Origin of the sequence: Streptomyces radiopugnans (assembly GCF_900110735.1) — a bacterium.
GTDB classification, from domain to species: domain Bacteria; phylum Actinomycetota; class Actinomycetes; order Streptomycetales; family Streptomycetaceae; genus Streptomyces; species Streptomyces radiopugnans.
Genome location: NZ_FOET01000001.1, coordinates 1 through 20,003, shown reverse-complemented (window position 1 = coordinate 20,003; position 20,003 = coordinate 1). Strand labels below are relative to the sequence as shown.

Sequence of the window (20,003 nt, the reverse complement as noted above, 5' to 3'; positions counted from 1 at the left end):
CCACGCCGCACGGGACGCGGGGGCCCGTGCGGTACGGAAAACGCCGCGGGGCCGGGCGTCCTCCTCGGACGCCCGGCCCCGAACCGGCCCAGGAGCGGACCGCCGGCCGCCGTGCGGTGGCGGTCACCGGGTCACTTCTTGCGGCGGCGGCCCTTCTCCTTCTGCGCCCTGCGGCGCTCGGCACGGGTCATGCCGTCCGCGGGCGAGCGGACCGGGCCGCCGTCCTCACCGCTGGCGAAGTCGCCCTCGACGACACCGCCCTCGCCGTCCACGGTCGGCGCGGAGAAGTGCAGCCGGTCCGGACGTTGCGGGGCGTCCAGGCCCTTGGCCCGGATCGCCGGGCGCCCGCCCGCCGCGACGGCCTCCTCCTGCGGGGCCTTCTCCAGGGAGGGGGTGGGCCCGGCCTCCTCGACCGGCACCTCCTCGACCTGCTGCTCGACCTGGACCTCCAGGTTGAACAGGTAACCGACGGACTCCTCCTTGATGCCGTCCATCATCGCGACGAACATGTCGTAGCCCTCGCGCTGGTACTCCACCAGCGGGTCGCGCTGCGCCATGGCGCGCAGGCCGATGCCCTCCTGGAGGTAGTCCATCTCGTACAGGTGCTCGCGCCACTTGCGGTCGAGGACGGAGAGGACCACGCGGCGCTCCAGCTCGCGCATGATCTCCGAGCCGAGCTGCTTCTCGCGCTCCTGGTACCGCTCGTGGATGTCGTCCTTGATGGCGTCGGCGATGAAGTCGGCCGTGATGCCGTCGCGGCCCCCGGCGGCCTCCTCCAGGTCCTCGACGGTGACCGTCACCGGGTAGAGCTGCTTGAACGCGGCCCACAGCCGGTCCAGGTCCCACTCCTCGGCGAAGCCCTCGACCGTCTCGGCCTGGACGTAGGCGTCGATGGTGTCGTCCATGAAGTGGATGATCTGCTCGTGCAGGTCCTCGCCCTCCAGGACGCGGCGGCGCTCGCCGTAGATGACCTCGCGCTGCCGGTTGAGGACCTCGTCGTACTTCAGGACGTTCTTGCGGATCTCGAAGTTCTGCTGCTCGACCTGCGACTGCGCCGAGGCGATGGCGCGGGTGACCATCTTGTTCTCGATCGGGACGTCGTCGGGCACGTTGGCCATGGACATCACACGCTCGACCATCTGCGCCTTGAACAGCCGCATCAGGTCGTCGCCGAGCGAGAGGTAGAAGCGGGACTCGCCCGGGTCGCCCTGGCGGCCGCTGCGGCCGCGCAGCTGGTTGTCGATGCGGCGCGACTCGTGGCGCTCGGTGCCCAGCACGTACAGGCCGCCGAGCTCGGTGACCTCCTCGTGCTCCGCCGCGACGGCCTGCTCCGCGCGCTCCATGGCCCCGGGCAGGGCAGCCGCCCACTCCTCGGCGTTCTCCAGCGGGTCCAGGCCCTTGGCGCGCAGCTCGGTCTCGGCGAGGTCGTCCGGATTGCCGCCGAGCTTGATGTCGGTACCGCGGCCGGCCATGTTGGTGGCGACCGTGACGGCGCCCTTGCGGCCCGCCTGGGCGACGATCGCGGCCTCACGCTCGTGGTTCTTGGCGTTGAGCACCTCGTGCGGCACACCGCGCTTCTTCAGCTGCTGCGACAGGTACTCGGACTTCTCCACCGAGGTGGTGCCCACCAGGACCGGCTGGCCCTTCTCGTGCCGCTCGACGATGTCCTCGACCACCGCGTCGAACTTGGCGACCTCGGTGCGGTAGATCAGGTCCGACTGGTCCTTGCGGATCATCGGCCGGTGGGTCGGGATCGGCACCACGCCGAGCTTGTAGATCTGCTGGAACTCGGCGGCCTCGGTCATGGCCGTACCGGTCATGCCCGAGAGCTTGTCGTAGAGGCGGAAGAAGTTCTGGAGGGTGATCGTGGCGAGCGTCTGGTTCTCGTCCTTGATCTCCACCCCCTCCTTCGCCTCGATCGCCTGGTGCATGCCCTCGTTGTAGCGGCGGCCGGCCAGGATGCGGCCGGTGTGCTCGTCGACGATCATGACCTCGCCGTCGAGGACGACGTAGTCCTTGTCCTTCTTGTAGAGCTCCTTGGCCTTGATCGCGTTGTTGAGGTAGCCCACCAGCGGGGTGTTGACCGACTCGTAGAGGTTGTCGATCCCCAGCCAGTCCTCGACCTTGGCCACACCGGACTCGTGGATGGCGACCGTGCGCTTCTTCTCGTCGACCTCGTAGTCGCCCGTCTCCGGCTGCTGCTTGATCGGGTTGGCGGGCTCGCCGCGCTCCAGCCGCCTCACCAGCTTGGCGAAGTCGCCGTACCACTTGGTGGCCTGGTCCGCCGGGCCCGAGATGATCAGCGGGGTGCGGGCCTCGTCGACGAGGATCGAGTCGACCTCGTCGACGATCGCGAAGTTGTGGCCGCGCTGCACCAGCTCGTCCTTCGACCACGCCATGTTGTCGCGCAGGTAGTCGAAGCCGAACTCGTTGTTGGTGCCGTAGGTGATGTCGCAGGCGTACTGCTCGCGGCGCTGCGACGGGGTCATGTTGGCGACGATGCATCCGACCGTCAGGCCCAGGAACTTGTGGACCCGGCCCATCAGCTCGGAGTCGCGCTGGGCCAGGTAGTCGTTGACCGTGATGAGGTGGACGCCCTTGCCCGACAGGCCGTTGAGGTACGCGGGCAGGGTGCCCACCAGCGTCTTGCCCTCACCGGTCTTCATCTCGGCGACGTAGCCCATGTGCAGGGCGGCGCCGCCCATGATCTGCACGTCGTAGTGGCGTTGGCCGAGTACGCGCTTGGCCGCCTCGCGGACCGTCGCGAAGGCCTCGGGCAGCAGGTCGTCGAGGGACTCTCCGTCGGCGAGGCGCTCCCTGTACTCGTCCGTGAGCGCCCGCAGCTCGGCGTCGGTGAGGTTGACGAAATCCTCTTCGATCGACGACACCTGGTCCGCGATGCGGTGCAGTTTGCGCAGGATCTTGCCTTCACCTGCACGCATGATCTTGCCGAAGACGGACACGTAGGCTGGCTCCTTGCCGGTCGGGCCGGGCACGGTCTGGGTGCTCTGGCACGGCGGGCCTCTTCCTTGCGTCGGGCCCAGCCGCACCGGCCATCGTATGCGAGGGGCACCGGCCCCTGTACCCCCCAACGTGCCGGAGACTCGGAAGGTGCCGGTTCCGCCCGATTGGATGACCGGCACAATCTTCTCCATGCGACCCGTCACCCTCGGCACCGAGCGCCTCGTGCTGCGTCCCTTCGAGCCGCAGGACGTTCCCGCCGTCCACGCCGCCTGCCAGGATCCGGACATCCTGCGCTGGACCACCCTCCCCGAACCGTACGAGCGGCGGCACGCGCAGGAGTTCGTGCTCAACATCGGCCCGGCCGGCTGGCGCGAGGACACCGCGTACAACTTCGGCGTCTTCACCAGGGACGGGGAGCTGACCGGTTCGATGGGGCTGGTGCGCATCACCCCGCCCGGCCCGGAGGGACGCCTGGCGGAGCTGGGTTACTGGACGGCCAGGGAGCGGCGTGGGCGCGGATACACCGTGGAGGCCGCGCGGGCGGTGGCCGACTGGGCCTTCGGCGAGCTGGGCGTGGAGCGGCTGGAGTGGTTCGCCGAGGCCGGGAACACCGGGTCGCGGGCCGTGGCGGAGCGGCTGGGCTTCGTGGTGGAGGGCACCCTGCGGGCGCGGATCACCTTCCGCGGGACCCGGCGGGACGCGTGGGTGGCGTCGCTGCTGCCCTCCGACTGGGGGCGGACGGCGGCCGTTCCGTACCTGCCCGCGCCGTAGCGTCCGCGCCCCCGCGGGTCGCGGACGCTACGGCGCGGGCCCGCAGGCCGTGTGGGCACCGGCCGCTTCCGGGCCCTGTTGTCGGTGGCAGGCTCTATCGTCGGCGCATGACCACCGTCTCACTCTCACTCTCCGCCGACGAGGCCCGCCGGATCGCGCTGCGCGCGCAGGGACTGCTGGGAGCGCCGGACCGCCGGGCCGGCGTGCGGGGAATGCTGCGCCGCCTGGGGGCCGTGCAGCTGGACACCATCTCGGTGCTGGCCCGCTCCCACGAACTGGTGCCGTACGCACGGCTGGGAGCGGTCGGCCGCGACACGGTGGAGGCGGCGTACTGGACGGGAGGGCACGCCTTCGAGTACTGGTCGCACGCCGCCTGCGTCCTGCCGGTCGAGGAGTGGCCGTACTTCGCCTTCCGGCGCCGGGCGTTCCGGGCCAGGGGGCACCGCTGGCACCGCATGGAGGACTCCGAGCGCTCCTGCGCCGCCGTACGCGACCGGCTGAAGGCCGACGGCCCGCTGACGGCCACCGAGCTGGGCGGCGCGAAGAACGGCGGCGAGTGGTACGACTGGTCCGAGACGAAGATCGCGGTGGAGTGGCTGCTGGACACCGGCGAGGTGGTCTGCACCGAGCGGCGCGGCTGGAAGAGGGTGTACGACCTGGCCGAGCGCGCCGTCCCCGGCGAGCTGCTCCACGACGACCCGACCGACCACGAGTGCCTGCGCCGGCTGGTCGCCCGGGCCGGTGCGGCGATGGGCGTGGCCACCCGCGCGGATCTGGCCGACTACCACCGGCTGAAGGGCGAGCAGGTCGACGCGGTCGTCGCGGAGACGGGCCTGGTCCCGGTGGAGGTGGCGGGCTGGGGAAAGCCCGCCTGGGCGGACCCGGCGGCGCTGGAGGCCGAGTCGTCCGGGGGCCGGGGACGGCACCGCACCACGCTGCTGTCGCCGTTCGACTCGCTGATCTGGGATCGCCGGCGCACCGAGAGGATCTTCGGCTTCACCCACCGGCTGGAGGCGTACGTGCCCAGGGCCCGGCGGATACACGGCTACTTCGCGATGCCGCTGCTGTCGGGGGGACGGCTGCTGGGCCGGGTCGATCCGGCCCGCGAGGGGAGGACGCTGGTGGCGCGGCAGGTGTCGATGGCGGGAGGCGGGGCGGTGGAGCCGATGGCCCGGGCGCTGCGGGAGGCGGCGGACTGGGTGGGCTGCGACGCTGTCCGTGTCGAGCGCTGCGACGACCCGGCACTGGCCTCGGCCCTCACCACCGCCCTCGCCGCGGCCCCCGGCTGACGTGCCCGCCACCTCCGGGGCGTCCGGCGCCTCCGGAGCGCCCGCGCCCGGTGTGCCCGGCACCGCCGACGCGGCCCGGCACCGCCGCGGGGACGGGCCGCCTCACCTGATCTCCAGGATCTTCTCCCGCATCGCGTAGACCACGGCCTCCATCCGGGAGTGGAGCTGGAGCTTCTCCAGGATGTTGCGGACGTGGTTCTTGACGGTGTTCTCGCTGATGAAGAGTTCCTTGGCGATGTCGCGGTTGTTCATGCCGGTGGCGACGAGCTTGAGTACCTCCAGCTCCCGGTCGGTCAGGCGCGGCGCGGGCACCAGCCGCTTCTCGTCGGTGCGCTGGATCATCGACTTGAACTCGGTGAGCAGCTTGGCCGCCATCGACGGGCTGATCTGCGACTGCCCGTCGGCGACCGCGCGGATCGCGGTGGAGACCTCGTCGGTGGAGATCTCCTTGAGCAGATAGCCGGTGGCCCCGGCCTTGATCGCGTCGTAGAGGTCGGCCTCCTCGTCGCTGATCGTCAGCATGATGATCTTCGCACTGGGGGCCACCTCCTTGATCGAGGTGCATGCCTCGATACCGCCGCGCCGGGGCATCCGCACGTCCATCAGCACGATGTCGGGCAGCAGGTCCGCGGCCTTGTCCACGGCCTCGGCCCCGTCCCCCGCCTCGCCGACGACCTCGATGTCCTCCTCCTGTGCGAGGACGATCTCCAGCCCGCGTCTGAAGAGGGCGTGGTCGTCGACGACCAGGACCCGGATGGGCTCCTTGCGCAGGCTCTCCGCGCCCGCGTCCGCGGGGGCGGCACCGCGGCCGCCGTCCCGCGCGCCGGGCGTCACGGGCCCGAAGCTGTCCGCCATCGTTCCTCCCCCTGCAGCCAGGCTACGCAGCGCCAACCGGCCGATGCAGGGCACCGGTTGGACATGGCCATGATTCCATGCCCCCGCCCCCGGCCGAATTCCTCGTTCGGCCGGGGGCGGGTCCGGTTCGGGGTGTCAGCGACTGTTATCAGCCACCCAGAGCGCCTCCGGCGCCCTGCGGTGCCTCCTCCACGAACGGGTCGGGTTCCAGATGGATGACGCCGTAGTCGTAACCGTGCCGCCGGTAGACGACGCTCGGCAGCTTGGTCTCGGAGTCGACGAACAGGTAGAAGTCATGCCCGACCAGCTCCATCTCGTACAGGGCCTGGTCCAACGACATCGGGGCCGCCGCGTGGGTCTTCTCCCGGACGACCAGAGGGCCCTCCCCCTGGACCTCCAGCGGTCCCACCCTGGTGGTGACGGGCTGCTCCTCGACCGCCGTGCGCTGCGGTCCGAGCCGGCCGTCCTCGCCGATGGTCGCCGCGTTCGGCACGGTCACGGCCACGTCGCGCGCCGGAATCCGGTGGTGGCCGTTCCCCTTCCGCGCGGAGACCCGCTTCTCGTGCTGCCTGCGCAGCCGCGACTCCAGCTTCTCCGTGGCCATGTCCAGCGCCACGTAGGGGTCGGCCGCCGCCGCCTCGGCGCGGATCACCGGACCGCGGGAGCGCAGTGTGATCTCAACCCGGTCGGAGCGGTCGGCCTGACGCGGGTTTGGCTCCTTGGACACCTCGACGTCGAGGCGGATCGCCTTGGCGTCGATCTTCTGGATCTTGTCCAGCTTGAGCTTGTCGACCACGTGCTTGCGGAACCGCTCCGGCACCTCTGTCTTACGGCCCTTGACGACGATGTCCACGCAGAACTCCGTTCCCGGGTGCCTCCGCGGCCTGAGCGGCGGAGCACACCCTTTGTGCACCGAGTCCGGAAGATGCGGGCCCCTGCCCGTCACCGTCCGGCCCTACGTCGGGTTGCGACTTTCACCTCCTCCTCCCCAGTCGGGAAGATCGCCACCCTCCCGATTCCGGGAGAATGAACAGCAAAGCCGGGCGAACGCCATGCAGCGCACATGTCCCGCCGTACGGAACGACTCTCGCCATTCCTCACAACCGAACCTACCTCCGACGGGGGAAACTCGGCACCCCCTGTCGGCACGTACCTCCGGTCGCGGGCGGCTTCGCCTCCACGCCGGGAACGAGGCGCTCCCGCCGGCGGTTCCCCACCCGTACGGACCACACTGCCCACTCATGGCCGGGGTACGCCCCCGCGAACCGCCTGCCGGGCGAGCGTCCGCACACAGGTGCGAGACCCGGGGGCGAGCGGCGAGACGGCCGAGAGGCGGGCGGGCCCCGCCGACGCCTCACCGACACCTCACGGACGTCCCGGCGGGCGCGGCACTAGCGGGCGCCGGGCCGCGAGGCCGCCACCACCGCCGCGCCGGCCACCCTGCCGCCCGCCCGGCCCAGCGCCCGCGCCGCCTCCGCGAGCGAGGCGCCCGTGGTCACCAGGTCGTCCACCACGACCACCGGGCCCTGCTCCAGCAGCCGCCCCGCACCGGCCACCGTGTCCAGCGCGCCGGCCAGATTGGCCAGGCGCCGCCGGGCGTCCAGCCCTGCCTGATCCGCCACGGCACGCCGCTGCCGCAGTACGGGCAGGACCCGTGCGCTCCACCCGCCGCGCCTGAGCTCTGCGGCCGCCGCCAGCGCCATCCTCCGCACCGGGTCGTGGCCGCGTGCCGCCACCGAGCGCCGCGCGGAGGGCACCGGCACCAGCAGCAGCGGCCCCGTACTCCCCCGTGCCGCCCCACCCGGCCCCGCCTCCCCGGCCGCCGCCCGTACCGCACCGGCCAGTACCGCCCCCAGCGGTGCGGCCAGCCGCAGGGCGCCGCGCTCCTTGTGCGCCAGGAGCACCGCCCGTACCTCGTCGGCGTACGCCAGGCACGCGTGGACCGGCGGCAGGCCGTCCGGCGGTGGTTCCGGCCGCACCCGCCGCGGCCGGGACCCGCTCAGCAGTTCCCGGCACCGCGCGCACAGGCCGGTGCGCGGCAGACCGCACCCGGCGCAGTCGGCCGGCAGCACCAGGTCGGCCAGTTCCCGCCACCACTCCCGCATACCGAACACACCGGGACGACTACCCCGGGTAGGCGGGCATCGACCCCTTGTCCGTGACAAGTTCCCACTCGGCGCGCTCGAGCCGGGCGATGCCCTCCCCGGTGTCGGCCAGCAGCGGCTTGTCGCCGTTCTCCGAGGCAGCCACCCCGGTCACCCCGTTGAGACCGGGCAGCGTGGAGGGGCCGGCCGACGAGCCGTCCGTCGCCGTGTAGCGCAACTGCTGCACGCCCTTCGCCTCCCGGCCGACGACCACCAGCCTGCTGTCGCCCGCCCAGGAGGCGTCCAGCACCTCCTCCATCCGCGGAGCGATGGGCCGCAGGCCCTCCACGGTCGCCCCGGGGCTCCCGTCCTCGGACTCCTCCCGCTCGATGCGTCCGAGCCGCAGGGTCGTCCGGCCCTCCTCGCTGATCAGCAGTGCCATGCGCACACCGTCCGAGGAGACCCGCAGCGCCTCGATCCGGCCGCGGCCGAGGCCGACCACCTCGACCTCCCTCGCCTCCTCCTGGCCTCCGCGCAGCCACAGCAGCCGGGACCTGTCCGGATCGCGGTCGGCCACCCACAGATCGCCGAGCCCGTCCCAGCTCGGAGTCGTCAGCCCGTCGCTCTCCCGCTGCGCAGCGCTGGTCACGACGGGGGCGCCGAGCCCGGTGTCGGCGGTGAGCGGGGCGACGAACAGCGACCGGCCGTCCAGCGACACCCCCGCACCGCGCTTCTCGTCCCGGCTCACCGAGACCGCGCCCATCCGGATCTGCCCCGCACCGAACGGGCCGCTGACGGGCGCGGTGCGGTCGCCGTCGCCCAGCACCACGGCCAGCCGGTCACGGTCGTCGACGAAGTACTGGCCGCCGCCGTCGCCGCCCAGCCTGCCCGGCGCGTACGCCTCGGCCTCGTCACGGGTCAGGGAGCACAGCTCCGCGCCGCCATCCCCCCGGGTCAGCCGGACCCGGGAGGTCCTGGCCGACACCTGGCCGTCCACGGTGTGCAGCACCTGGGCGGCCATCCGGTCGCACTGGGCGCTCCCCACCCCGAGCGGACGCTCACGCCCCTTCCCGTCGCGTACGACCAGCGGAACGGTGAGCGTGCCGGAGTCGTTCGGGGAGAGCTTCGTGCCGCCGGCGAGCCGTGTGCCCTCGGGGAAGGCCGAGCCGACCACCGGGGCCAGCCAGCCGGTCGGGCCGTCCAGCAGCGCCTCGACCGCCTCGGTCAGCGGGTCTATGCGCTCCCGCACGTAGACCGGATCGGCGACCAGGACGTCCTCGCCCCGCGTCACCGCGCCGGTGTCCGGGCCCAGGTCGGCGTAGTGGTAGGTGTTGACCGACTCGTAGTTGCGCTCGAAGTCGGCCTCGGCCACCACCAGCCCGTCCGGCAGCCGGTCGATGCGCCACTCGCCGCCGACCCGGACGAGGTGGAACGTCTCCCGGTACGTCCCGTTGCTGGGCCGGTGGGCGTGCTCGCTGTCCACCAGCGCGACGGTGGGGCCGGTCACCTCCAGGGTGGTGCCCTCCTCCTCCTCGCCGGTGGAGGAGCGGCCGGGGGCGAGCACGGTGGGGGTGACGTCGAGCACCGTCGTACGGGCGAAGGGGTCCCAGCTGTGCGCGGCCCTGCCGGTGAGGTACTCGCGGGCGGTGGCGAACCCCGGCTCGTCGCTCGTGGTGGCCTCCAGGAAGCCGCGCACGATCTGCCAGGGCTGCGCGCCCTTCCGCGGGCTCACCCCGAACACCCGCGCCTGGGAGTCGGTGTCGGCCCGGGAGGAGGGGTCCACCCTGCGGACCTCGCCTTCGGAAGGCATGGACGCGCACCCGGCGAGCAGCAGGACGAGGGCGCCGAGCGCCGCCGCGGACCTGCGGCGCGTACGGGGGGAGCGGGAAGGGCGGAAGCCCTCCCGGGGGCGCTCAGTCGCCCTGCCGTTCACCATGTCCACCCTGCTCCTCCATCGGCTCCTCAGGCCCCTGCGCCGTCCGCCTCCGCATGTCCGGCTCTCCGCCGCCCGCAGCGCCCCCACCGCCACCGGCCTCCCGCGGCGGTGCCGCCACCGCGCCGCCGGGCCACCGGTGCGGCTCCTGCGCGGGACCCCGGGACGGGGCCGGGGACGGCACGGAAGCGCGCGCCCCGCCGGAGGCGGCCCGGGCCTCCTCCCTGCGCCGTCGGGAGTCGGCCGGCTCCAGGGGGATGGGGGAACCGCGCAGCGGCTGCCCCGCGGTCCGCGGGATGGTCAGCCGGAACTGCGAACCGCCCCCCGGCTCGCCCCAGGCCTGCAGCCAGCCGCCGTGCAGCCTGGCGTCCTCGACCGCGATGGACAGGCCCAGGCCTGTGCCGCCGGTGGTTCGGGCACGGGCCGGGTCGGCACGCCAGAAGCGGTTGAAGACCCGGTTGGCCTCGCCCGGCTTGAGCCCCACGCCGTAGTCGCGCACCGCCACGGCCACCGCGCCGTCGCCCGAGGCGAGCCGGACCACGATGTCCCGGCCCTCACCGTGCTCGACCGCGTTGACCACCAGGTTGCGCAGCACGCGCTCGATACGCCGGGCGTCGGCCTCCGCCATCACCGGCCGCTCGTCGCCGTACACCAGGAAGCGGCTGCCCTTGCGCTCGGCGAGCGGCTCCGCACCCTCCAGAACGCGCCTGACCACATCGCGCAGATCCACCGGATCGGCCTCCAGCGCGGCCGCCTTGGCGTCGAAGCGGCTGATCTCCAGCAGATCCGCCAGCAGCGACTCGAAGCGGTCCAGCTGCCCCAGCAGCAGTTCGGCCGAGCGGGCCGTCACCGGGTCGAACTCGTCGCGCGCCTCGTGGATGACGTCGGCGGCCATCCGCACCGTGGTGAGCGGGGTGCGCAGCTCATGGGAGACGTCCGAGACGAAGCGGCGCTGCATCCGGGACAGCTCCTCCAGCTGCTGGATCTTCGTCTGGAGGTTCTTCGCCATCTTGTTGAAGGCCTCGCCCAGCCGGGCGATGTCGTCCTCGCCGCTGACCTTCATCCGCTCCTGGAGACGTCCGGCGGCGAGCCGCTCGGAGATCCTGGCGGCCATCCGGACGGGGGTGACCACCTGGCGCACGACGAGCCAGGCGATGGCTCCCAGCAGCACCACCACGAAGACCCCGGCGGTGGCGAGGGTGCCCTTGACCAGGCTGAGGGACTTCTCCTCCTGCTGGAACGGGAAGAGGTAGTACAGCTGGTACGGATCGCCGTTGGGGTCGTTGAGGCGTTTTCCTATCACCAGCGCGGCCTCGGTCCGGCCACCCTCCAGCACGATCGTGCCGTACTGCTCGTGGGTGTCGGGGCTGTCGTCCAGCGCCGCACGGAGCTGCGGCGACACGCTCTCCTCGGGCTTGAGGTCGAAGGACGCGCGGGGCCCGTGGCTGCCCGAGCCCTCCCCCGTGCCGAAGGTGTCCGGCCCCTCCTCGGAGCTGAGCGCCACCAGGTAGTAGACGCCCTGGCCGCCGCTGGCGAGCTGCGTCACCAGGTCGTTCAGCCAGGTGCCGGTGTCCTGGCGCCCGTCGCGGCTGTTGCCGGTGCCGCCTTGGGCCACGTCGTCGGCCGCGTCGTCGGCCAGTTGCTCGGCCACCGCGAAGCCACCGGCGGCCTGGCTCCGCGCGGCCTGCTGCTTGGCGTCCAGCAGCCCGTTGCTGACCTGGCCGATGACGACCAGGCCCAGCAGCAGGACGACCGCGAGGGACATCAGCAGCGTGGCGGTCACCACCCGCAGCTGGATGTTGCGCCGCCACAGCCGTGCCACGGCCAGCAGCGGGCGCCGCACCCAGCGGACGAACATCCGGAACAGGGGATGCGCCCGGCTGCCCGTCGCCCCTTCGGACAGCAGCCCGTCCGGGAGGAATCGACCGCCACGCCACATGTCAGCTTGGTCCGGCCTTGTACCCCACGCCGCGTACGGTCACCACGATCTCGGGCCGCTCCGGGTCCTTCTCGACCTTGGAGCGCAGCCGCTGCACATGGACGTTGACCAGCCGGGTGTCCGCCGCGTGGCGGTAGCCCCACACCTGCTCCAGGAGCACCTCGCGGGTGAAGACCTGCCACGGCTTGCGGGCGAGGGCCACCAGCAGGTCGAACTCCAGGGGGGTCAGCGCGATGGACTGCCCGTCGCGCTTCACCGAGTGCCCCGCCACGTCGATGACCAGGTCTCCGATGGCGAGCTGCTCGGGCGCGGGCTCCTCCGACCGCCGCAGCCGCGCCCGGATGCGGGCCACCAGCTCCTTGGGCTTGAACGGCTTGACGATGTAGTCGTCGGCACCCGACTCCAGGCCCACCACCACGTCGACGGTGTCGCTCTTGGCCGTGAGCATGACGATCGGCACCCCGGACTCGGCGCGGATCAGCCGGCACACCTCGATGCCGTCCCGGCCCGGCAGCATCAGGTCGAGCAGCACCAGATCGGGCTTGGTCTCGCGGAAGGCGGCGAGGGCCTTGTCTCCGTCCGACACGAACGACGGTTCGAAGCCTTCGCCGCGCAGCACGATGCCGAGCATCTCTGCCAGTGCGGTGTCGTCGTCGACGACCAGGACGCGTCCCTTCATGCGTCCATCATCCCATTACCCGATCGTGACTTTTCCCCGGGTGACGGTGAGGGCGAGCACAGCTCGGCCAGCGCGTCCCCCGTGACCGGTGAGACCACGCCCCGCTCGGTGACGATCGCCGTCACCAGTTCCGCCGGAGTGATGTCGAAGGCCGGGTTGTACGCCTGCGCGCCCAGCGGAGCCACCGGGATGCCGCTGCCCGGCTCCGCACCGGCCCCGGGCACCGTCGGCGGCGCGAACTCCGTCACCTCGTGGCCGGGACGCTGCTCCACCTCGATCGACCCGCCGTCGGCCGTCTCCAGGTCCACCGTGGTCACGGGCGCCACCACCACGAACGGCACGTGGTGGTAGCGGGCCAGCACCGCCAGCGGATAGCTGCCGATCTTGTTCGCCACCGAGCCGTCGGCCGCGATCCGGTCCGCGCCGACCAGCACCGCGTCCACCTCGCCCGCCGCGAACAGCGAACCGGCCGCGTTGTCCGAGAGCACCGTGTAGGCCATGCCCTCCCTGGCCGCCTCGTACGCCGTCAGCCGCGCACCCTGGAGCAGCGGCCTGGTCTCGTCCACCCACAGCCTGCGCAGCTCGCCGGCGCGGTGCACGGCCCGCACCACACCGAACGCGGTGCCCCCACCACCGGAGACCAGCGCCCCGGTGTTGCAGTGGGTGAGGACTCGGTAGCCGCCGCCCGGCAGCAGCTCGCCCAGCAGCGCCCGGCCGTGCTCGGCCATCCGCCCGCTCGCCTCGGCGTCCTCCCGGTGCAGTGCGCGGGCCTCGGTGAGCGCCGCGGCGGCCGCCCGCTCGTATCCCGCACCGCTGTCGGCCGCAGCCCGGAAGGCCCGCTCGGCCCGGCGCACCCCGTACCCGAGGTTGACCGCGGTCGGACGCGCGTGCCTGAGCTGCTCGGCCGCATCGGTCACGTCGTAGCCGCGGGCGGCGGCCAGGGCGACGCCGTACGCACCCACCAGCCCCAGCAGCGGCGCCCCGCGCACCGCGAGCGAGCGGATCGCCTCCACCAGGGCGGGCACATCGGTGCAGACGAGTTCGACTTCCTCGGCGGGCAGCCGGGTCTGGTCGAGCAGCACCACCACCGGCCCCTCAGGAGGTTCCTCCCAGCGCAGCGCGGGAACGGGAACCGATGCGTCATCGGGCGCCGAAGCCGTGGATCGTTCCTCAGTCTGGTCAACCATTCGGACAGTCTGCCCCTTCTCCCGACCATCAGTCGAAGGCAACCGGGAGCCACAGGGTCCGCTCCGTTCCGCGGCGGCCCATGGCACGATGGCTGCCAACCAGCCGATACATCCCCACGGACAGGCCGCGAGAACACGAGGTGAACTGCTGTGAGTGACTCTCCGGGCTGGGTCTCGCCCGGATCCTCCCCTTCCGATCCTCCCCCCGCGTCCGGTGGGGGCGCATCCGGTGGCGGTGCTTCCGGGCAGCCCACCGACAAGGTGTCCACCGACAAGGCCCCACCAGGACCAGGGCAACCGCCCACGAACTGGTCGCCACAGCAGCCGCCCGCCGCCCCGCAGGGCTGGGGCGCGCCTCCTCCCCCGCCGCCGGGCGGGCCCGGCTGGGGAAACTGGAACCAGCCGCCCGCGGCCAAACCCGGTGTCATCCCGCTCCGTCCCCTGGGCGTGGGCGAGATCCTGGACGGGGCGGTCTCCACCGCACGGGCCCACTGGCGGACGGTCCTGGGGATCTCGCTCGCGGTCGCGATCATGATCCAGCTCGCCTCCACCGTGGCCACCGGCGTCTGGATGCGGGACAACAGCGGCCTGCAGGCGCTGGAGACCAAGGCGGAACCGACCACGGACGAGGTCCTGGACGCCCTCAGCGGTACGTTCAGCGCCCTGGGCGTCGAACTGCTGGCCTCCCTGGTCGGCACGGTCATCGCCACCGCGATGCTCACCGTGGTGGTCAGCCGTGCCGTTCTGGGACGCCCGGTGTCCACCGGAGAGGCCTGGCGCGACTCCCGGCCGCAACTCGCCCGCCTGCTCGGACTGACGCTGCTGGTGGGACTGATCGTGACCGGTGCCATCACCCTGGGTCTCATGCCCGGCATCCTCCTCGGCGCGGCGGGCTCGGAAGTGGCCGGCATAGGCATCGGCCTCCTCGGCGGTCTCGCGGGCACCGTGGCGGCCGTCTGGCTGTGGGTCCGCTACTGTCTCTCCGCTCCCGCCCTCATGCTGGAGCGGCAGGGCGTCCTCGCCGCCCTCCGGCGCTCCGCCAAGCTTGTGCGGAACTCCTGGTGGCGTATCTTCGGCATCCAGCTCCTCACGGTCGTGCTGGCCTTCATGATCAGCATGATCGTCCAGCTTCCCGCCTCCCTGCTGGCCCCGGTACTGAGCGGTGACGGCATCGACGGCTTCATGACCGGCGGCGTCGCCGACATCACCTGGACGTACCTGATCGTCGTCGGCATCGGCGCGGTACTCGCCTCCACCATCACCCTCCCGCTCAGCGCGGGCGTCACCGCCCTCCTCTACATGGATCAGCGCATCCGCCGCGAGGCCCTCGACCTCGAACTCGCCCGCGCCGCGGGAGTTCCCGGCTACGAACGGCCCACCGACGGCACCACCCCGGGGAACTGATGTGGTGACGCGGTCCGCGGGCATGCGCACGGCGGTACGGGAGACCCCGTTCGCCGTGCGCTCCGGCGACTCCGACGGCGGGGTGCCGGTGACGACCCCGCGCGTCCCGGCGCGCGAGGCCGCCGAGGACGAACTGTCCAAGCCCATGTACCACGAGAACGACCCGAGTCTGCTGCGGCGCCTCCTCGACTGGGTGTGGGAGCGGATCGGCGATCTTCTCGACGCCGCCGCCGGCGCCACGCCCGGCGGCTGGGTCGGCCTCACGGTCGTCGTCCTGCTCGTCGTACTCCTCCTGGTCGGCCTGCGACTGCGCATGGGCGCACTGCGCCGCACACCCGGATCCGCCGGACGCGGCGAACTCTTCGACGACCGCCCGCGCAGCGCCGACGAGCACCGCGCCGCGGCCGAGCGGTACGCCTCCGCCGCCCGCTGGAGCGAGGCCCTCCAGGAGAGGATGCGCGCCCTCGTCCGCTCCCTGGAGGAACGCGCCCTGCTCGACCCGCGCCCCGGCCGCACCGCCGACGAGGCCGCCGCCGAAGCCGCCCGGGTCCTCCCGGACCACACCACGGGCCTGTACGCCGCCGCCCTCGCCTTCGACGAGGTCACATACGCCGGACGTCCGGCCGACCAGGCCGCGTACCTGCGGCTGCGGGACCTCGATGAAGCCGTCCGGCACAGCAGGCCCCAGCTCACAGGCGGCCGTCCCACCCCCGCGGCCCCCGGCGGAGGCACCGTATGACGACCGCACCGCCCACCCCGCCCGGTGCCGCGGCCACCCCGGTGTCGCCCACCGCACGCCAGCTGTGGGGACGCGCCCGCGGTCTGCTGCTGGCAGCGGCCGTCCTGGCGCTGGCCGGCCTGGTCATCGCCGCCCTCCGCTCCGGGGAGCAGCACGGACTGCTCGACCCCCGCTCCGCCGACCGCTACGGCAGCCGCGCCACCGCCGAACTCCTCGCCGACCGCGGCGTGGACACCACCGTCGCCACCACCGTCGCCGAGGCCACCCAGGCGCTGGGCCCCGACACCACACTGCTGGTGGCCAACCCCGACCTGCTCAGCGCACGCCAGCAGTCCGCGCTGCGCGCCGCCGCCTTCGACAGCGGAGGCCGCACCGTCCTGCTGGCCCCGGGCCCCGCCTCGCTGGACACCCTGGCCCCGGACGTACGCGCCGTGGAGCCCGCCTCCGTCGAGGTGCTCAGCCCCGGCTGCGACGCCCCGTACGCCCGGCGCGCGGGCGCGGCCGAACTCGGCGGCATCACCTACACCACCTCCGCCTCCTCGGTCGAGGCCTGCTACCCCAGCGGCGACCTGCCCACACTGCTGAGGCTCCCCGCGGAGACCGGCGACGGCGACACCGTGGTGCTCGGTGCTCCGGACCTGCTGTACAACCACCGTCTCGACGACCACGGCAACGCCTCGCTCGCCCTGCAACTCCTCGGCTCCCGTCCTCATCTGGTCTGGTATCTCCCCTCCCTGGACGACGCCACCGCCACCGACGGCGGCGACGAGAGCTTCTTCGACCTCATCCCCTCCGGCTGGCGGTGGGGCGCCCTCCAGCTCGCGATCGCCGCGGTCCTCGCCGCCCTCTGGCGGGCCAGGCGCCTCGGTCCTCTCGTCCCCGAACGGCTGCCCGTGGCTGTCCCGGCATCCGAGGCGACCGAGGGCCGCGCCCGCCTCTACCGCCAGGCGAACGCGCGCGAACGCGCCGCCGAAGCGCTGCGCTCGGCCGCCCGCGCCCGGATCGCCCCCCTCGCCGGCGTACCCACCGCACAGGCACACCGCTCCGAGGCCCTGTGCCCGGCCGTCGCCGCCCGCACCGGAGACGACGGCATCCAGATCCACGGCCTTCTGTTCGGCCCGGCCCCCGCCGACGACGAAGCCCTCGTCCGGCTCGCCGACCGACTCGACCTCCTCGAACGCCGCATCACCCCATCTCCGAGAGACAAGGACCGCACCCCGTGAGCGCCCCCTCCGCAGACAGCGCCCGCGCCGCCCTCGAGGCTCTGCGCAGCGAGATCTCCAAGGCCGTGGTCGGCCAGGACGCCACCGTCACCGGACTCGTCGTCGCCCTGCTCTGCCGCGGACACGTGCTGCTGGAGGGCGTCCCGGGCGTCGCCAAGACCCTCCTCGTCCGCGCCCTGGCCGCCACGCTCGAACTCGACACCAAGCGTGTCCAGTTCACCCCCGATCTGATGCCGAGCGATGTCACCGGGTCGCTCATCTACGACAACCGCACGGCCGAGTTCTCCTTCCAGCCCGGCCCGGTGTTCACCAACCTCCTCCTCGCGGACGAGATCAACCGCACCCCGCCGAAGACCCAGGCATCCCTGCTCGAGGCCATGGAGGAACGGCAGGTCACCGTCGAGGGCACCGCACGCAAGCTCCCCGACCCCTTCCTCGTGGCCGCCACCCAGAACCCCGTCGAGTACGAGGGCACCTACCCCCTCCCCGAAGCCCAGCTCGACCGCTTCCTGCTCAAGCTCCAGGTCTCACTGCCCTCCCGGGAGGAGGAGATCAAGGTGCTCTCCCGGCACGCCGAGGGCTTCGACCCCCGCGACCTCACCGCCGCCGGCGTACGCCGCGTGGCCGGCCCCGCAGAACTCGACGCGGCGCGGGCCTCGGTCGCCAAGACGTCCGTCTCCCCCGAAGTCGCCGGCTACGTCGTCGATATCTGTCGTGCCACCCGTGAATCCCCCTCGCTCTCCCTGGGCGCCTCACCCCGCGGCGCCACCGCACTGCTGTCCACCGCACGCGCCTGGGCCTGGCTCACCGGACGCGACTACGTGACCCCCGACGATGTGAAGGCACTCGCCCTGCCCACCCTGCGACACCGCCTCCAACTGCGCCCCGAGGCCGAGATGGAGGGCGTCACCGCGGACAGCGTGATCTCCTCGCTGCTCGCCCACGTCCCCGTGCCCCGCTGAGGCGACGCGAACCGACCGATGGCTCTCACCGGACGTACAGCCCTCATCGCCGCCCTCGGCGCGCTTCTCGTCGGCTTCCTGCTCCCGAGCTGGACCGGCCTGCTCGCCGTCGAACTCACCCTGCTGCTCGCAATTCTGTACGACCTGGGACGCGCGGCACCAGTCCGAAAGCTCCTCTTCACCCGTTCCGGTGATACATCAGTTCGACTCGGTGAGCCCGCCGAAGTCCGGCTCACCGTCACCAATCCCACCGGACGCCCGCTCCGCGCGCACCTACGCGACGCCTGGCCGCCCAGTGTCTGGACGGCCGGCTCAGAGATCACCGCCTCCCGGCACCGGCTGACCGTACCCGGCGGGGAACGCCGCCGCCTCACCACACAGTTGCGTCCGACCCGGCGCGGCGACCACCACGCCGCCCGCGTCACCGTGCGCTCGTACGGCCCGCTCGGCCTCGCCGCCCGCCAGGGCAGTCACTCCGTCCCCTGGACGGTGCGCGTCCTGCCCGCCTTCAACAGCCGCAAGCACCTTCCCTCGCGGCTCTCCCGGCTCCGTGAACTCGACGGGCGCACCAGCGTCCTCACCCGCGGCGAGGGCACCGAGTTCGACAGCCTTCGCGAGTACATCCCCGGCGACGACACCCGGTCCATCGACTGGCGTGCCACCGCCCGTCAGAGCACCGTCGCCGTCCGCACCTGGCGCCCCGAACGCGACCGCCGCATCCTGGCCGTCCTGGACACCGGGCGCACCTCGGCGGGCCGCGTGGGCGACATCCCGCGCCTCGACGCCGCGATGGACGCCGCCCTGCTGCTGGCCGCCCTCTCCGCCCGCGCGGGCGATCGCTTCGACCTTCTCGCCTACGACCGCCAGGTGCGCGCCGCGGTCCAGGGCCGCACCGCCCACGATCTGCTGCCCGCACTGGTCACGACCATGGCGCCGCTCGAACCGGCACTGATCGAGTCCGATGCCCGGGGCATGGCTTCGACCATCCTCCGCAACGCTCCTCAGCGCTCCCTCGTCGTCCTGTTCACCGGCCTCGAGCCCTCCCCCGTGGAGGAGGGCCTGCTCCCCGTAATCCCTCTCCTCACCCAGCGCCACACCGTCGTGGTCGCATCGGTCGCCGACCCCCGCATCGAGGAGATGGCCACCGCACGCGGCACACTCGACGCCGTCTACGGAGCCGCGGCCGCAGCCCGGACACAGGCAGAACGCCGCCACACCGCGTCCCGGCTCCGCCGCCGCGGTGTCACCGTCGTGGACGCCACCCCCGACGAGATCGCCCCGGCCCTGGCCGACGCCTACCTCGCCCTCAAGGCCGCCGGCCGCCTCTGAGCCTTCAACGACGAGGCCTGGGCAACTCCATCTCGTAGGCGGTGAACGCCGAGGCCCGGGGGTCGGTGTCGGTCCTCCCGGTGCGTCGGAAGCCCTGACGGCGGTAGAAGGCCTCTGCCCGGTGGTTGTCCTCGTGCACGTACAGCCGGACCCTCTCGACGGCCGGACGTGCCCAGGACCACTCGACAGCCGCTTCGAGGAGCTGCGCCGCCAACCCCGTCCCCCGGTGCCCAGGGCTCATGTAGACCCCGACCAACTGCGTCCGGTCGCCCTCGGCCAGGACGGTCAGCTTCCCGCACAACAACCCGTCGCCCGTTTCCCCGACGAGCGTCACCCTGTCCCCGCATCCCTCCCCATCGGCAGCCCTCTGCTCCCAAATGCTGTCCGGATACGCGACGGCCTCCTCGTACTGCTCCAGGAATGCCACGGCTGCCACAGGATCGGCAAGAGCTTTCAGCCGGAGCTCCTTCAGCCGCTGCCAATCGTCAGCGCGCACCGCTCTGACCGTGTAGTTCGCCATACGTTGATCCTGGCAGCACGGTACGTGTCGCCACAACGCGAAAAAGCCTCGGTCTCCGAGTCGAAACTCGAAGACCGAGGCTGAATAATTGTTCGGCGGCGTCCTACTCTCCCACACGGTCCCCC

The 20,003-nt window shown here is 72.5% G+C and carries 16 protein-coding genes; 7 read left to right on the top strand and 9 right to left on the bottom strand.

Translation table 11 applies throughout. The features are described 5' to 3' along the window. Positions 1-131: 131 nt before the first annotated feature. Positions 132-2,963: a preprotein translocase subunit SecA gene (gene secA / locus BMY40_RS00080; protein WP_093655590.1), complete on the bottom strand. Its 2,832-nt coding sequence runs from the start codon at positions 2,961-2,963 to the stop codon at positions 132-134. 190 nt (positions 2,964-3,153) lie between these two features. Between secA and BMY40_RS00075 the strand changes: the two genes are divergently transcribed. Both BMY40_RS00075 and BMY40_RS00070 read left to right on the top strand, forming a co-directional pair. Then, entirely contained in the window at positions 3,154-3,735 is a 582-nt protein-coding gene (locus tag BMY40_RS00075) for a GNAT family N-acetyltransferase (protein WP_093655588.1), read from the top strand. 107 nt (positions 3,736-3,842) lie between these two features. Further along, complete coding sequence (locus tag BMY40_RS00070) at positions 3,843-5,024, top strand: winged helix-turn-helix domain-containing protein (protein WP_093654064.1); 1,182 nt, start codon at positions 3,843-3,845, stop codon at positions 5,022-5,024. A gap of 102 nt (positions 5,025-5,126) precedes the next feature. Here the strand turns inward: BMY40_RS00070 and BMY40_RS00065 are convergent, their stop codons facing one another. The 7 genes from BMY40_RS00065 to mtnA all read right to left on the bottom strand — a co-directional run bounded on the left by BMY40_RS00065 (position 5,127) and on the right by mtnA (position 13,701). Then, entirely contained in the window at positions 5,127-5,879 is a 753-nt protein-coding gene (locus BMY40_RS00065; RefSeq protein ID WP_093654062.1) for a response regulator, read from the bottom strand. A gap of 148 nt (positions 5,880-6,027) precedes the next feature. Continuing rightward, positions 6,028-6,732 (bottom strand): ribosome hibernation-promoting factor, HPF/YfiA family, encoded by a 705-nt coding sequence (gene hpf / locus BMY40_RS00060; protein WP_093654060.1) that lies wholly within the window; start codon positions 6,730-6,732, stop codon positions 6,028-6,030. Between the two features lie 538 nt (positions 6,733-7,270). Then, positions 7,271-7,984 (bottom strand): ComF family protein, encoded by a 714-nt coding sequence (locus BMY40_RS00055; protein ID WP_093654058.1) that lies wholly within the window; start codon positions 7,982-7,984, stop codon positions 7,271-7,273. A gap of 19 nt (positions 7,985-8,003) precedes the next feature. Further along, the gene (locus tag BMY40_RS00050; RefSeq protein ID WP_093654056.1) at positions 8,004-9,899 is read right to left on the bottom strand and encodes an LpqB family beta-propeller domain-containing protein; all 1,896 of its coding nucleotides are present in this window, start codon (positions 9,897-9,899) and stop codon (positions 8,004-8,006) included. Next, positions 9,877-11,835, bottom strand: coding sequence for an MtrAB system histidine kinase MtrB (gene mtrB, locus BMY40_RS00045; RefSeq protein WP_093654054.1), 1,959 nt, complete (start codon positions 11,833-11,835; stop codon positions 9,877-9,879). Before mtrB ends, BMY40_RS00050 begins: the two co-directional genes overlap by 23 nt. A 1-nt stretch (position 11,836) precedes the next feature. Continuing rightward, the gene (gene mtrA, locus BMY40_RS00040) at positions 11,837-12,514 is read right to left on the bottom strand and encodes a two-component system response regulator MtrA (RefSeq protein ID WP_014061181.1); all 678 of its coding nucleotides are present in this window, start codon (positions 12,512-12,514) and stop codon (positions 11,837-11,839) included. Then, the gene (mtnA, locus tag BMY40_RS00035) at positions 12,511-13,701 is read right to left on the bottom strand and encodes an S-methyl-5-thioribose-1-phosphate isomerase (RefSeq protein ID WP_093654052.1); all 1,191 of its coding nucleotides are present in this window, start codon (positions 13,699-13,701) and stop codon (positions 12,511-12,513) included. The genes mtrA and mtnA overlap by 4 nt, the downstream gene beginning before the upstream one ends. A gap of 447 nt (positions 13,702-14,148) precedes the next feature. Here mtnA and BMY40_RS00030 point away from each other — a divergent pair, with 447 nt between their 5' ends. Genes BMY40_RS00030 through BMY40_RS00010 form a run of 5 tightly spaced genes read left to right on the top strand, consistent with a single transcriptional unit; the run spans position 14,149 to position 19,358 of the window. Beyond that, a complete protein-coding gene (locus BMY40_RS00030; protein WP_342745049.1) occupies positions 14,149-15,105 on the top strand; it encodes a DUF7847 domain-containing protein in 957 nt (318 codons plus the stop codon). 22 nt (positions 15,106-15,127) lie between these two features. Then, a complete protein-coding gene (locus tag BMY40_RS00025; protein ID WP_093655586.1) occupies positions 15,128-15,844 on the top strand; it encodes a DUF4129 domain-containing protein in 717 nt (238 codons plus the stop codon). Beyond that, positions 15,841-17,067, top strand: coding sequence for a DUF4350 domain-containing protein (locus BMY40_RS00020; RefSeq protein ID WP_093654048.1), 1,227 nt, complete (start codon positions 15,841-15,843; stop codon positions 17,065-17,067). The genes BMY40_RS00025 and BMY40_RS00020 overlap by 4 nt, the downstream gene beginning before the upstream one ends. After that, the gene (locus tag BMY40_RS00015) at positions 17,064-18,029 is read left to right on the top strand and encodes an AAA family ATPase (RefSeq protein WP_245769761.1); all 966 of its coding nucleotides are present in this window, start codon (positions 17,064-17,066) and stop codon (positions 18,027-18,029) included. Before BMY40_RS00020 ends, BMY40_RS00015 begins: the two co-directional genes overlap by 4 nt. A gap of 18 nt (positions 18,030-18,047) precedes the next feature. Then, positions 18,048-19,358 (top strand): DUF58 domain-containing protein, encoded by a 1,311-nt coding sequence (locus BMY40_RS00010; protein ID WP_093654046.1) that lies wholly within the window; start codon positions 18,048-18,050, stop codon positions 19,356-19,358. Between the two features lie 4 nt (positions 19,359-19,362). Here BMY40_RS00010 and BMY40_RS00005 read toward each other — a convergent pair whose 3' ends face one another. Then, a complete protein-coding gene (locus BMY40_RS00005) occupies positions 19,363-19,878 on the bottom strand; it encodes a GNAT family N-acetyltransferase (RefSeq protein WP_093654044.1) in 516 nt (171 codons plus the stop codon). Positions 19,879-20,003 lie beyond the last annotated feature (125 nt).

Excerpts from the sequence above, each read along its gene's own strand:
- BMY40_RS00075 (WP_093655588.1), top strand. The coding sequence starts at position 3,154 with ATGCGACCCGTCACCCTCGGCACCGAGCGCCTCGTGCTGCGTCCCTTC.
- BMY40_RS00070 (WP_093654064.1), top strand. The coding sequence starts at position 3,843 with ATGACCACCGTCTCACTCTCACTCTCCGCCGACGAGGCCCGCCGGATC.
- BMY40_RS00065 (WP_093654062.1), bottom strand. The coding sequence starts at position 5,879 with ATGGCGGACAGCTTCGGGCCCGTGACGCCCGGCGCGCGGGACGGCGGC.
- BMY40_RS00055 (WP_093654058.1), bottom strand. The coding sequence starts at position 7,984 with ATGCGGGAGTGGTGGCGGGAACTGGCCGACCTGGTGCTGCCGGCCGAC.
- BMY40_RS00050 (WP_093654056.1), bottom strand. The coding sequence starts at position 9,899 with ATGGTGAACGGCAGGGCGACTGAGCGCCCCCGGGAGGGCTTCCGCCCT.
- mtrB (WP_093654054.1), bottom strand. The coding sequence starts at position 11,835 with ATGTGGCGTGGCGGTCGATTCCTCCCGGACGGGCTGCTGTCCGAAGGG.
- mtrA (WP_014061181.1), bottom strand. The coding sequence starts at position 12,514 with ATGAAGGGACGCGTCCTGGTCGTCGACGACGACACCGCACTGGCAGAG.
- mtnA (WP_093654052.1), bottom strand. The coding sequence starts at position 13,701 with ATGGTTGACCAGACTGAGGAACGATCCACGGCTTCGGCGCCCGATGAC.
- BMY40_RS00025 (WP_093655586.1), top strand. The coding sequence starts at position 15,128 with ATGCGCACGGCGGTACGGGAGACCCCGTTCGCCGTGCGCTCCGGCGAC.
- BMY40_RS00020 (WP_093654048.1), top strand. The coding sequence starts at position 15,841 with ATGACGACCGCACCGCCCACCCCGCCCGGTGCCGCGGCCACCCCGGTG.
- BMY40_RS00010 (WP_093654046.1), top strand. The coding sequence starts at position 18,048 with ATGGCTCTCACCGGACGTACAGCCCTCATCGCCGCCCTCGGCGCGCTT.
- BMY40_RS00005 (WP_093654044.1), bottom strand. The coding sequence starts at position 19,878 with ATGGCGAACTACACGGTCAGAGCGGTGCGCGCTGACGATTGGCAGCGG.